General features: G+C 51.6%; 12 protein-coding genes and 1 pseudogene. 6 read left to right on the top strand and 7 right to left on the bottom strand.

Translation table 11 applies throughout. The features are described 5' to 3' along the window. Positions 1-299: 299 nt before the first annotated feature. Entirely contained in the window at positions 300-509 is a 210-nt protein-coding gene (gene cspE, locus E2F51_RS13395) for a transcription antiterminator/RNA stability regulator CspE (protein WP_004156612.1), read from the bottom strand. A gap of 151 nt (positions 510-660) precedes the next feature. Further along, positions 661-1,233, bottom strand: a complete 573-nt coding sequence (pagP, locus tag E2F51_RS13390) for a lipid IV(A) palmitoyltransferase PagP (RefSeq protein ID WP_256372208.1) — start codon at positions 1,231-1,233, stop codon at positions 661-663. 1,110 nt (positions 1,234-2,343) lie between these two features. Here pagP and E2F51_RS13385 point away from each other — a divergent pair. Next, positions 2,344-2,589: a hypothetical protein gene (locus E2F51_RS13385; protein ID WP_013201257.1), complete on the top strand. Its 246-nt coding sequence runs from the start codon at positions 2,344-2,346 to the stop codon at positions 2,587-2,589. A gap of 102 nt (positions 2,590-2,691) precedes the next feature. Here E2F51_RS13385 and E2F51_RS13380 read toward each other — a convergent pair whose 3' ends face one another. The 5 genes and pseudogenes from E2F51_RS13380 to gntT form a co-directional block, all read right to left on the bottom strand. Next, positions 2,692-3,333: a glutathione S-transferase family protein gene (locus E2F51_RS13380; protein WP_134823693.1), complete on the bottom strand. Its 642-nt coding sequence runs from the start codon at positions 3,331-3,333 to the stop codon at positions 2,692-2,694. Between the two features lie 37 nt (positions 3,334-3,370). Then, complete coding sequence (locus tag E2F51_RS13375; protein WP_134823692.1) at positions 3,371-4,474, bottom strand: hypothetical protein; 1,104 nt, start codon at positions 4,472-4,474, stop codon at positions 3,371-3,373. Positions 4,475-4,851: 377 nt separating this feature from the next. Beyond that, positions 4,852-5,040 (bottom strand): annotated as a pseudogene (locus tag E2F51_RS13370) (ArnA); the annotation flags it as partial. Positions 5,041-5,058: 18 nt separating this feature from the next. After that, entirely contained in the window at positions 5,059-6,693 is a 1,635-nt protein-coding gene (gene eptA / locus E2F51_RS13365) for a phosphoethanolamine transferase EptA (protein ID WP_134823690.1), read from the bottom strand. Between the two features lie 169 nt (positions 6,694-6,862). Beyond that, a complete protein-coding gene (gene gntT / locus E2F51_RS13360) occupies positions 6,863-8,179 on the bottom strand; it encodes a gluconate transporter (RefSeq protein WP_134823689.1) in 1,317 nt (438 codons plus the stop codon). Between the two features lie 310 nt (positions 8,180-8,489). Here gntT and E2F51_RS13355 point away from each other — a divergent pair, with 310 nt between their 5' ends. From E2F51_RS13355 to E2F51_RS13335, 5 genes are all read left to right on the top strand, one after another. Then, positions 8,490-9,002, top strand: a complete 513-nt coding sequence (locus tag E2F51_RS13355) for a GNAT family N-acetyltransferase (RefSeq protein WP_134823688.1) — start codon at positions 8,490-8,492, stop codon at positions 9,000-9,002. 706 nt (positions 9,003-9,708) lie between these two features. After that, the gene (locus E2F51_RS13350) at positions 9,709-11,133 is read left to right on the top strand and encodes a cytochrome ubiquinol oxidase subunit I (protein WP_013201252.1); all 1,425 of its coding nucleotides are present in this window, start codon (positions 9,709-9,711) and stop codon (positions 11,131-11,133) included. Position 11,134: 1 nt separating this feature from the next. Beyond that, positions 11,135-12,142 carry a cytochrome d ubiquinol oxidase subunit II gene (gene cydB, locus E2F51_RS13345; RefSeq protein WP_013201251.1) on the top strand — a complete coding sequence of 336 codons (1,008 nt, stop codon included), beginning with the start codon at positions 11,135-11,137 and terminating at the stop codon, positions 12,140-12,142. A 97-nt stretch (positions 12,143-12,239) separates the two neighbouring features. Then, positions 12,240-12,398 (top strand): DUF2474 domain-containing protein, encoded by a 159-nt coding sequence (locus E2F51_RS13340; protein ID WP_013201250.1) that lies wholly within the window; start codon positions 12,240-12,242, stop codon positions 12,396-12,398. A 157-nt stretch (positions 12,399-12,555) separates the two neighbouring features. After that, positions 12,556-12,810: a CsbD family protein gene (locus E2F51_RS13335; protein WP_013201249.1), complete on the top strand. Its 255-nt coding sequence runs from the start codon at positions 12,556-12,558 to the stop codon at positions 12,808-12,810. Positions 12,811-13,168 lie beyond the last annotated feature (358 nt).

Genomic DNA, 13,168 nt, shown 5'->3' with positions numbered 1-13,168 from the left:
GCAGGCAAATCGGCGGGATCCCGTTGGCCAAAACGGGTTTATTAATGTTTCCTTAATAATGTTTCGCCACACTCTTTGATAAAACCAGCCAAAGAGTTGACCCAATGAATATCTTACCAAAATCCCTGCCTGAAGCTGTTGCTGTTACCGTGAGCCTGTTGGCGGCTGCCCTCTGGCTTAGCCAGTATTTCGCCCGCTAACCGGAGAAGCATTCGTCCCTTTTCACCTGCGGAAAGGGGTAAAAATAACGCAAAAAAAAACCCGCCAATCGGCGGGTTTTTAGAATTCTGTCTGGTAACTTAAATAGCGGCAACGTTAGCAGCAGATGGGCCTTTGGCACCGTTGGTGATTTCGAACTCTACGCGCTGACCTTCAGCCAGAGTTTTGAAACCATTGCTCTGGATGGCAGAGAAATGTACGAACACATCTTTGCTACCATCTTCAGGAGTAATGAAACCGAATCCTTTGGACTCATTAAACCACTTAACGCTACCTTTAATCTTAGACATCTATATTACCTTTACATGAAAAATGGACACTAAACTGTGTCGGTGGTTAGTACAGCAATTGCCGAGGCTTTTGTCCAGTCACCCACCACGAAAAAGTGATAAATATCGCCTTTTTTGAAGATACGTCATACTTTCGCCACGCTTCCCGCAGCTAAAACTGCCAGCGGAACCAGGCAAAGTAAACGTTTCCGTTATTGTAAGTGCCTGGTATATAAGTCATCTGGAAAGTCGCTTTGCTGTAACCTATTGATGCTAAGGGCAGCACTAAGGGGATGGGAATGTACTTCCAGTTATCACGCGCCGTCACCCCTGCGGTGTAGCCTAAACCGAGGTGAAAATCCTGATCGTTCAACGGTCGCCAGGTCTTTTCCCAGCCGTAACCGCCGATCGGTTCCCATTTATTATACGAGTCCTTAAACGCCATCAGATAGAGGCCGTTCCAGTTCCCTTTCTCATCGTAATGGGAAATCCCGCCACCTGCTCCCCAGGGACGTTCATTGTATCGGTCGGTTTTATCACTGTCGTAGGTCAGCCGGTTATGCCAGGTCACAGCGGGAAGATACAAATCGTAGTTATCAGGGGTGTTCCAGGTTTCGCTGACGTTGTCAGTAAACGCCGTCCAGGTATTTGAGATACCGGTCGCCAGGGTGATCGCCCCGGCAATAGGCGCAAAACACAGACTGGACAGGGCCAGCAAGAAACTGGAAAGTTTTAGTGACTTCACTGAATGATCTACCGTTCGAATGGTGTTGAAAAAGACGCTGTTACTAACGGCAATCAGAAGCAATCCAAATGTCGTTCCGTCGTAAAAATAGCCATTATACCGATGCCGCTTAAACGCTTGCTGAATGTGCCTGCTTTATCTTTATGCAGCTAGCGAGCATCTGACTCAATTTTTTCTGAAGGCTATTTTAACAATGGCTTGCCACGCTTTCTCCAGGATGAATCCCAGGCAAGCGTAGTCCTCTGCTTACCGTCATGAGCGAATCCCCCTCAGTGGCTCCTGCTAAGAATCCCCTGTAAGCAAAATTAAATCCCGCCCTAAGAAAAATACTTAATCGTCAAACGTGAAATAATCACCTACAGACTCTAAGGTCATCCTTATTAATCAATTTGTTACCGGTGAATATCACCTGAGTTTACTGATAAGTATAATTTATCAATGTGCGGATTTTTTTTGGTAGACTCAGAGAACGCTTAAAGCAAGGAGGTGAGAGCTGATGATAATTCGCTGCAATAAATGTGGTGAGGTGAAGATAGTCTTTACCACCCGAGGAGATCGGTTCGGTCAACATCATGGCGCACGTTGTGCAACCTGTAATAACCCCATCAGCCTGAAGGATCTTTCTTTCAGAAGCGCCATATTACAAAGTGAAGAGGTGACAGCGCGCAGGACTCCACTGCCACCTGAGTCTTAGAACAGAATTTTGAACACGCCTGTGATGGTCAATAAACCAACAATAAAAATAATCGCAATAATCCAGAGTATTAGCTTCATTCCATTTTCCTCAGCCACAGTAAAAAGTCACTACGATGTAGTGGCTTGAGTATAGAAGAAGATTTTTTCCTTTGCTCAATCGGCTCCTCACGCCAGCGAATAAAGCCCGTTCAAACACTTAGCGTCCAGATACTAAATTAATGCTTTATTGTCATAACGTTAGCTAAATAATTAACGTTAAAATCCCCTATCCGATTTTTTTCGCGATGGCGGTCACGCTCTGCGTTTTCTTTACGTTTCTCCCCAGGATGTCACTGCGCGGTGGGACTAAACTGATGAGTGTCATTTGCTATGGACTCACTTGCTATGACTTCATGACGTTAACAAGGAGATCTTATGAGCACAATTAATAGCAGCATGGGCCGTTATAGCTTGAAGGCCAAACACAACGGCAATCATATTAAAGGATCGATTGCCATCAATGATGAAGGCGGGTCGCAGCTCACCCTCCAGGAGTTTAATGAACATTACCTGGACGACGTGGTGAATAACGTGATTTATCCCGTTACCGGCGGAAACCGGGTGATTGCCAATGCATTCAGAGATGAGATGGTAAAAGCAGGCTTTGTTCAGCCGCACTAGCGGTGGCGTGATTGATTAAGGGCCCTTATCTCAGGGCCCTTTTGTTTTCCGGACAATCGCGGCGTGCTGATTGTCTCCCCTTACTTCAGGCCGTGCATTCACTCAGGTTACCCGCAAATCCTCATAGGAAACCATCACGTGCTCGACAAAAGCGGGCCGCATCTGCAGGCGCTGATAATACGCCTCGACGGCCGGAAATGGCGTGCGGGCGAGTTCAATATCGAAATAACGGAACAGCAGATGGCCGAACTGAATATCGGCCAGCGTCAGTTCATTTCCCGCCAGATAGGCATGTTGGTTCAACTGCGCCTCGGCAATTGCCAGTTTGCTATTCAACACTGACAGCGCTGCCGCAATGGCCGGATAATCGCGATCTTTTTCCGCCGTTCTGACCACTCGCCAGAACAGGGGAGCAGTAAAGCTGTGGGCCACATTGATCTTGGCCCACTCCGCCCACTTCTCCACTGCCGCGCGTCGTGCAATATCCGCCGGCCAGAACGTCCTGTCGGCATAACGATTGGCGAGATAACGCAGGATAGCGCCGGTTTCCCATAGCGGCTCCCCTTCCCCGTCACGGATCACCGGTACGTTGCCATTCGGGTTCATGGTCAGAAATTCAGCCGTGTCATTGCCACCGTACTTATGGCCAATATCTACCCGTTCACAGGGTAATCCCAACTCAGCAATGCACCACATCACCGCCTGCACGTTGGAAGAGGTTTTTCTGCCCCAGACTTTCAGCATGACGTTATCCTTATGCCGTTAATTACAGGTTTGGTCCTCAGCCCGCGGGAGTTTGCGCCTCCGCCTTTTGCAGTGGCTCTTCCGCTGGCTCATCATCCGATTCATCATCATAGTTTCTTCGTAAGCGCTTGCTCACCAGAAAAACCGGCGTGGCAAGGAACAGCAACAGGCTTCCGGCCATGCCACAGACCAGCAGGCTGATGCAGCCGGTAATCCCTTCACCTGCGGTAAGCCCTGCTACCACCAGCGCCAGGATAAAGAAGAACGACAGCGTCAGGCTGACCGGCCAGATATTGGTGATATCCATATCGCTGAGCGCCATTTTCACCGGTTTTTTAGCCGCTTTTTCCGCCAGTTTTTCCGCTTCAATCGCCTCTTTAACCGCATTCAGATCGACACAAGGCGCAATAAAGTCTTCCGCAGGTTGCGGATGATACAGTGCGTCGAAAATACGCTCGACCGGCGGAAATGTCACTGGCCAACTGCCGCTGTGCACACCATAGGTGGTTAATGCTGGCAAGGTGATGCGCGGCCATTGAACCGGTTGAAGATAACGGTCGTTAAACACCACCCAACTCTGCCGCGTCTGGCCTTTGGTGACGTGATAAAGACGGAAACGGTCGGCCGGAGGATAGTTCAGATTACTCACCCGTGCGGTGATAAAGGGGATATGCCGCAGACGACAATAGTTCACCCGACTTTGCCCCTGCGCAGCCAGCAGCAGCCCAAGCGAAGGCAGGAAATACCATGAGGTACTCTCCGCCGCCATCGGACCGTCCAGGTGCTCAAGGAGTTTCGTTTCACTGGTGGCGCTCAAATGCTCTGGCCACCAGCGCCAGCTGCGCCCAATGACCCGCTCCGTCGGCACGCGGAAAATGCCCAGCGGTTCGGTTTCCGCCGGCAGCCTGGCAAAGGGAAAAATTTTGCTAAAAAAGGTCAGGGCATCATCCGGCCCGTCCCATTCACCGCTGGCTTCAAGGCCGTGAAGGTTGGCCGTCAGTTCACCCCAGCCTGTTTTCCCGAGCATATCGATCTGATATTTGGTGTCCGCCAGGCGTTTTCCTAACCGCAGTATTTCCTGCGAGATCCCCTTAAGCGGCAGCTCGGGGAGCGTCGGCACCTGAATCTGTTCATTTTCCATACTGCATACATCCCCAAAGGCAATTGCCCACAGACCTGTTTAATAAAAAGGATAATTAACCGTTTAACGCAGAAGGCGTTTGAGAAAGGTGTTGGTTGGCCTGCGCCGAAAATGGGGCAAATTGACTTAAGGTCGTTTGTTATTTTTATTGCCGGTCGAAATTTGGCTTTAGTCAAAAAACTAAATACTATCAAGGTGATAGTATACTTAGCAAAGGTGTTTTTTGGCAACAGCCTGGGATGAGATTACCGGGTGCAGGGCGGGATTCGCGAATAAAAGGAGCCGACAAACGGCTCCAACTGATAACGATTTCAGCGAGCTAGCGATAAAACCTGGCCGCTGGTTAAGGCCATTGTATGGCCGGTAGACGCAGCCAGATTGACATCCTCGGGCATATACACCGCAATGCCCTGTTGCTCTGCAGCCAGCGCCACCGAGCCGTGGAAGTGATTTTCTCCCACCACGTCTGGATGGGTGAAGACCGCCAGAACCTCAATCCCGGCCTCGATCAGCGCCTTCAGTCCGGCGCAGCCCATGTCGTGATAAGCAAAGACGATCGCTTTCATCAACGCTCACTCCCTCAATCAGCGGCAGCTTGCAAGAATGTCATCAGACGGCACATATTCTTTGGTCTCGGTCCCCGTGAGCCCCAGCAGGGTGGAGAACAGATTATCCTGAGAATAGTTGTTGTTCGCCGCCTCTTTCTTCAGACAGGTCTCATTAATACCAAAGCGTTTTTTGTAATCTTCCGACAGCCAGATCAGCATCGGCACATGCTTTTGTTGAACCGGCGCAATGGCATACGGCATACCGTGCAGATAGACGCCACTTTCACCCAGCGACTCGCCGTGGTCGGACAGATAGACCAGGCTGGTAGTGAAATTCGCATCGTTCTGCTTCAACACCGTGATGGCTTTATCGACGACATAATCGATATACAGAATGGTGTTGTCATAGGTATTTACCAGCTGCTCGCTGCTGCAGGTCTGGATCTCGTTCGTATCACAGGTCGGCGTGAACTTACGGAAGCTGGCAGGATAACGATGATAATAGGTCGGGCCATGGCTACCGATGGTGTGCAGCACAATGACGCCGTTGCCTTTCAGATTTTTAATATAATCGTCGAGCTTATTAAACAGGATCTCATCGTGGCACTCACCCTCAATGCACATGCCGGGTAAATCCAGGCTGGTGACATCTTCATGGGGGACACGATCGCAAGCCCCTTTGCAGCCGCCATCATTTTCTTTCCACAAGACGTTAATCCCCGCACGCTGAATCACATCCAGCAGGCCTTCCTGATGACTGGCCAGTTCTTCATCGTAATGGGCTCTGGGCATATTCGAGAACATGCACGGCACAGAAACCGCGGTGGCGGTGCCACATGACGTCGTATGAGGGAAATAGAAGACGTTATCTTTCGCCAGCAACGGGTTGGTATCCCGGTTGTAGCCAGATAACGAGAAATTATCGGCACGCGAGGTTTCACCGAGCACCAAAATGGTCAGGGTCTTCTTCGGGCCGGCCAGCATTTTTGGGTTCTGTTTCGCATCTTCGCCTATTTTCACCAATGGCAGATTATCCAGCTTGTGGTGAGAGTAATAAGAATAGGACGCGACGATACTGTTGGAAGGCGAGAGCGATTTCACCAGCTCTTTATCGTTGCGGAATAACGAGGCGTAATCTTTATAAAAGAAGGTGGCAACGAGAGCAATCAGCGCCACCGAGACCACCAGGCTGGCCAGACGAAAAACCAAGCTCTTCCACACCGGCTGCGTTTTTTTAATTTTTATCCAAAACGCCACAAACACCATCAACAGGCCAAGGACCAGGATGGCGAATAACAGTTGCGGGGTCACTAACGCCAGCGTCTCGGAAGGCGTGGTGTCCAGCATATTGGTTATCATTGAACGATCGATGATAATCCCGTAATTCATAATGAAATATTGGGCTGATGCTGAGACCAGAATAAAAATGGCAATAAGAATGCGGTCGAGCCATATAAAGGAGGCAATGGTTAGCAGGATATTAATCACGTTGAATGCCACCACCGGCATCGATAAAAAGACCAACAGGTTATGGAATGAGGTCAGCGGCAGGTTGGCCAGCACCTGCCGGTAATAGGCAATATTGAGGAATACGGCGATATAAACGGAAAACAATATCAGGAAGGCAACCCGACTGAGCGTGGGCCGTTTCAGAATCGATGACAGTGACATAAACAAAGCAGGTCCGGTGAACGTCAGAAATTATTGCAGCAGTATGACATTTTTAAGATTAGGACAACCTTAAGCATTTTAATTTTCTGGACCTGAGGCTCACGACAAAAACGTTATCTGTTCTGGCAAATGGGGGCAAAGGCCTGCCCTTACAGGCAGGCCAGCAAGCTTACACCACGTTCTGCAACAGCAGGCAGCCGATTAGGCCGCACAGCGAAATCACCGTTTCCAGACCAGACCAGGCACGAATGGTTTCGCCGATAGTCAGGTTGAAATACTCCTTGAACAGCCAGAAGCCGGGATCGTTAACGTGCGAGAAGATCACGCTACCGGAACCAACCGCAATCACCATCAGCTCAGGGCTGACGCCGGTGGTGGCGATAATCGGGGCGACAATGCCACCGGCAGTAATCGCCGCAACGGTTGCAGAGCCCAGCGCAATACGCAGCGCGGCAGCAATCGACCAGGCCATCAGGATTGGCGAGATGGTACTGCCTTCCATCATGCCGGCGATGTATTTATCCCCGCCACTGTCGACCAGCACCTGCTTGAAGGCCCCGCCACCGCCGATAATCAACAGCATCATGGCGATGATTTTGATTGAGTCGGTCAGCGTCTGCATCACTTCATCCATGGTGCGGCCGCGGTTCAGCCCGAAGGTGAAGATCGCGATTAACACCGCAATCAGCGTTGCCATGATCGGGTCACCAAAGAACTCGGCATAGGCCAGCAGCGGATGCCCTTTTGGCAACACCATCTCAGCAACTGCACGCAACGCCATCAGCACCACCGGCACTAACGCGGTCCAGACGCTGACGCCAAACCCTGGCATCTCGGCTTCGGTGAAGGTTTTCTTGTTATACAGACCTTCCGGGATTGGCTTATCAATGCTCTTCAGGAAACGGGTGTAGACCGGGCCCGCCAGGATTACCGTAGGGATCCCCAGCAGCGTACCGAACAGCAGCGTTTTCCCCATATCCGCGTGGAACAACGTGGCGATAGCCGTTGGGCCAGGGTGAGGAGGCAGGAAGCCATGGGTGACGGATAGCGCCGCCGCCATCGGCACGCCAACGTAGAGTAAAGGTACGCGCGCAGAAGCCGCGATGGTCAGCACCAGCGGCAACAGCAGCACAAAGCCCACTTCATAGAACAGCGCGAAGCCGACGGTAAACCCGGTCAGCACCACCGCCCATTGAATGTGTTTGGTGCCGAATTTGGCAATCAGCGTGGTGGCAATGCGCTGCGCACCGCCACAGTCCGCCAGCAGTTTGCCGAGCATCGCGCCGAAGCCCATGATCAGTGCCAGGCTGCCCAGCGTGCCGCCGACGCCAGCTTTGATCGAACCAATCACTTTGTTAACAGGCATTCCCTGCATCACGCCGACCGCCAGTGCGACCAGGATCAGGGCAATGAATCCATTCAATTTCAAGCGGATCATCAGCAGCAGTAACAGCACTACGCCAATCGCAACGATGACTAATGGCATAAATATTCTCCGGTGTGTGGCCCGGATGCATCATCAGGGTCACATTAATTTTTCCCGCCTTGCTCAGGGCGTGACGGGTATCAGTGTCAGGGTAATCAGGCATAACTCACGAGGTGTTACCGGGAACATGTTAACGGTAACATCCCAGCGCTGATATGCTCCGGTAGCGGGAAATTTACATTTTGAGATGAAGATCAAACTTTTGACACATGGCGCGTCGATGGGATTTTTCCACTTACTTTGCGCATAGTTACTCTATGCCGTTGCTGTTAATCTGTTTTTCCTCGTCGTATGCAAAGGATCGCCAGATATGAAACTTCATCACGCCACCCTCCCGGATGCAGAGCAACTCTCATCGGTTGGCACGCGTAGCTACTACCACCACTTCGCCAGTCTGTGGCATAACCCTGCGGAGATGGATGCGTTTGTCCAAAGCCAGTTCTCCATTGAATCGATCACCCGTAGCCTGCAAAAACCCGATACTGACTGGTTCTGGATAGAAGTGGCTGGGGAAGCAGTCGGCGTCTGTCTGGTGAACTGGGCCTTGCCGGTGGCAGAAAACCAGCCTGACGGCGCTTACCTCAATAAGATTTATATCTTGCCGGAACACACCGGGAAGGGTTATGGCGCAGGCGTTTTCGCGCACATTGAAGCGCTTTGTCGGCAAAAACAGAAAGCTTACTACTGGCTGGAAGTATTGAAGGAGAATCCCGGCGCCATGCAATTCTACCAACGCCAGGGATTTACCTTTTTAAGGGAAGAGCTGTTTACCAGCCCCAGTCAGCAAAGCGTGGTGTATATCATGATCAAGCGGTTGTCTTAGGCAGGGTAGGCCGTTTGTGGAGTCACACAACGGCTGACCACATTTTGACCCAAAACAAGAAAACGCGTTTTTCGTAAGGGATAAACGTAACAAAATGATTCTATGTGAATCAAAATAAGAAATTAAGGTTTAACATTTACACGGTTTTTCATAGCAAGTGATGACGCAGGGGAACCTGACCATTGTTGATAACATTTAGCGGGTGAATATTTAATTTCAAACACCCTTTAAAATAACAATAAAATAACATACCCCTTTTTGCAGTGATGTTTTTTCTGATTAATTTCCCATTTGTGCGCTTGTTCGAAGAATTGAATCTCTAAAAAGTTATAGCAACGCGCTCATACATAATTAAAAGTCGCGCGCTTTTTTACAATACGTCGCCCTTCCCTCTCCCCGACGGCGGCTGCAAAAAGCCCTTCCGGCCCGAAAGACACAGTATTCTTACATTGCGGCATCATTCGGCTACTCTTATTTAACAGCGCGTCAAAATATTTTAACCTGATGATGAAACAATTCATCGCAAAGATCCGCGCTGTTATAGGCAGATTTCCTATTACTGTAGCTACTCCTTCACCTGATTTGGTCTCAGGATCAATCCTTCGATGAAATACCCGTTTAGCGGCGGCTGAATGTAGCCCGCTTGTTAAATGTCGGTAAATAAAAAAGAAAGGCAGTTTTTTATTATGTTAGATCGAGGTAAGCAATGTTTGGATTAGATGCGTTCCACCTGGCAAGGATACAGTTCGGGTTTACCGTTTCCTTCCATATCCTCTTCCCGGCCATCACTATCGGCCTCGCCAGTTTCCTGGCGGTGTTGGAAGGGCTATGGTTGAAAACCAAAAACCCGGATTATCGCGACCTGTACCATTTCTGGTCAAAAATCTTCGCCGTTAACTTTGGTATGGGCGTGGTGTCCGGCCTGGTCATGGCGTATCAGTTCGGCACCAACTGGAGCGGCTTCTCGCAGTTTGCCGGCAGCGTGACCGGTCCGCTGCTGACTTACGAAGTGCTTACCGCGTTCTTCCTCGAAGCGGGCTTCCTGGGCGTGATGCTGTTCGGCTGGAACCGCGTGGGTCCGGGCCTGCACTTCTTCGCTACCTGCATGGTTGCGTTGGGCACCCTGATCTCGACCTTCTGGATCCTCGCCTCGAACAGCTGGATGCAGACCCCGCAAGGTTATGCCATTCAGAACGGCATTGTGGTCCCGGTTGACTGGTTCAAGATTGTCTTTAACCCGTCCTTCCCGTTCCGCTTGCTGCATATGTCCACCGCGGCGTTCCTCGCCAGCGCCTTCTTTGTTGGCGCTTCTGCGGCGTGGCACCTGCTGCGTAAAAACGACACGCCGGCAATCCGTAAAATGCTGTCGATGGCCATGTGGATGGCGCTGATCGTTTCGCCAATTCAGGCGATGCTTGGCGATGCCCACGGTCTGAACACCCTTGAGCATCAGCCGGCGAAGATTGCCGCGATTGAAGGTCACTGGGAAAACCCACCGGGTGAGCCAACGCCGTTGGTGCTGTTCGGTATTCCCGACATGGAACAGGAAAGAACCAAGTATGCGGTTGAAATTCCGTATCTGGGCAGCCTGATCCTGACCCACAGCCTGCACAAGCAAGTGCCTGCGCTGAAGTCATTCCCGAAGGAAGATCGTCCTAACTCGACCATCATCTTCTGGTCGTTCCGCGTGATGGCCGGTCTGGGCATGCTGATGGTGTTCCTTGGCTTCGCCAGCCTGTGGCTGCGTTTCCGTAACCGTCTTTACACCTCTCGTCCGTTCCTGTGGTTTGCACTGGCGATGGGTCCATCAGGTCTGATTGCACTGTTGGCGGGTTGGTTCACCACTGAAATCGGCCGTCAGCCGTGGGTGGTTTACGGTCTGCTGCGCACCAAAGATGCGGTATCTGCCCATGGCGATCTGCATATGAGCATCAGCCTGATTGCCTTTATCGTGGTCTATATGTCGGTGTTCGGCGTGGGTTATACCTACCTGTTCAACCTGATCAAGAAAGGCCCGCAACCGGGTGAAGGTGACCACACGCCAGACGGCGGTCCGGGTACCCATCACACCCCTTCACGTCCGCTGTCAGCCGTGCAGGAAAAATTAAATTCGCCGGAAGAGGGGAAATAACGTGGGTATCGATCTTCCTGTAATCTGGTTCACCATCATCGTCTTCTCGACCCTGATGTATATCGTGATGGATGGTTTCGACCTGGGTATCGGCATCCTGTTCCCGTTCAATAAGGACGCCACCGAGCGCGACATGATGGTTAACACCGTCGCTCCGGTGTGGGATGGTAACGAAACCTGGCTGGTGCTGGGCGGTGCAGCACTTTACGGTGCCTTCCCGCTGGCTTACGCGGTGATCATTGACGCGCTGTCCGTGCCGCTGACCGCCATGCTGATTGGTCTGATCTTCCGTGGCGTGGCGTTTGAATTCCGCTTCAAAGCCACTGAAGAGCACCGTCCGTTCTGGGATAAGTCGTTTATCGTCGGCTCTTATCTGGCTACCTTCAGTCAGGGTGTGGCGCTGGGCGCGATCATCAACGGTTTCAGCGTGACCAACCGTGCCTACAGCGGCCCGGAACTGGGTTGGCTGACGCCGTTCTCACTGTTCTGCGGTCTGGGTCTGGTTGTGGCGTATGCACTGCTGGGCAGCACCTGGCTGATCATGAAGACCGAGAACGAGCTGCACCGGAAGATGACGGCACTGGCTAAGCCGATGTTGCTGGCGCTGCTGGCGATCATCGCCGTGGTCAGCATCTGGACGCCGCTGGAGCATGCCAACATCATGCAGCGCTGGTTTACCCTGCCGAACCTGTTCTGGTTCCTGCCGGTCCCGGTGCTGGTGCTGCTGGCTTCGTGGGGACTGTTGCGTTCCCTGAAGCGCCATGCTCACTACTCGCCGTTCCTGCTGACGCTGGCGCTGGTGTTCCTGGGCTTTACCGGCCTCGGCATCAGCATCTGGCCGAACATTATTCCGCCGTCCATCACCATCTGGCAGGCGGCCTCACCGCCGCAGAGCCTTGGCTTTATGCTGGTCGGTGGCCTGCTGATCATCCCGGTGATCCTGGTTTACACCTTCTGGAGCTACTACGTGTTCCGTGGGAAAATCAAAGCAGACGAAGGCTACCATTGATTTAACGGCAATCTGATAACCACAACAGAGCCGGGTGCAGGCGGGCAGTTAAGCCACCGGCACCCGGCATACTGCGGGATATTTTGGAGACACGATGATGATTGAAGCACAACACACACAGCAGGCGGTCAAACCGCGAGCGTGGAAACGCGTACTGTGGATGGTTGCCATTTACGCGGGTAGCGTAATGGCACTTGGCGTGGTGGCGATGCTGTTCCGCGTGATGATGACCGCTGCTGGCATGAAGTCACATTGAACCTCTGATTGCCAGTTATTTGCGAAGGGCCGACATTTGTCGGCCCTTTTTCTTTACAGAAGTCATAAATAGTCACATAACCGAGGCGGCATAAGGCGCAGGATGGTCTAAGCTTTTAACGTTCATGAGGAAATCATGCCATCAAGAAGGAGACAGTATGAGTTTATTAGATAAAGCATCAGACAAAGCTGACGAAGCGCTGGGTAAAGGTCAGGAGCAATTTGGTAAAGCTGTCGATTCTCCCGAGCATGAGTTCAAAGGCCGTGTGCGCCAGGGCGCAGCTAAAGCCTCTTATGCCGTTGACGACGCCCTGGATTGCGTAAAAACCAAGACGCAGGACGCCCCGTTTGTCTCGCTGGCGATTGCCGCTGGCGTGGGCTTCCTGGCCGCGAAGATTTTTGGTCGCCGCTAATCAGCCCGCAGCGTCGCCTGGCGACGCTCTGAAAATAAAAGGCCGACATTTTCGGCCTTTTTTTCTGCCCGCTATTCCGCTCTCTGCCCCGCTTTTCCCTGTTGTTACGGCTGTCGCGATTGCTAAATTGTGATCCGATTAAAACTTCTATAACTCATTACTACCAGGCTAATAATTTCAGCACTAATTAGAACACCTTTCCCGCCAATTAATGCTTTCATTCCGTCTGTTAAGGCCGTCATTCCCGGCTTATGTCAGCACGTCCCCCCTGAACAGATCCCCTGAGCAGGAGAAAATGCTTAACAAAGCAGCGTGGCCGCGACGCACCCTGTCCAATAAATAACCTTTTGGACAGCGC

The sequence above is a fragment of the Erwinia sp. QL-Z3 genome (assembly GCF_004551645.1).
GTDB classification, from domain to species: domain Bacteria; phylum Pseudomonadota; class Gammaproteobacteria; order Enterobacterales; family Enterobacteriaceae; genus Erwinia; species Erwinia billingiae.
This window is presented reverse-complemented; position numbering and strand designations above follow the sequence as displayed.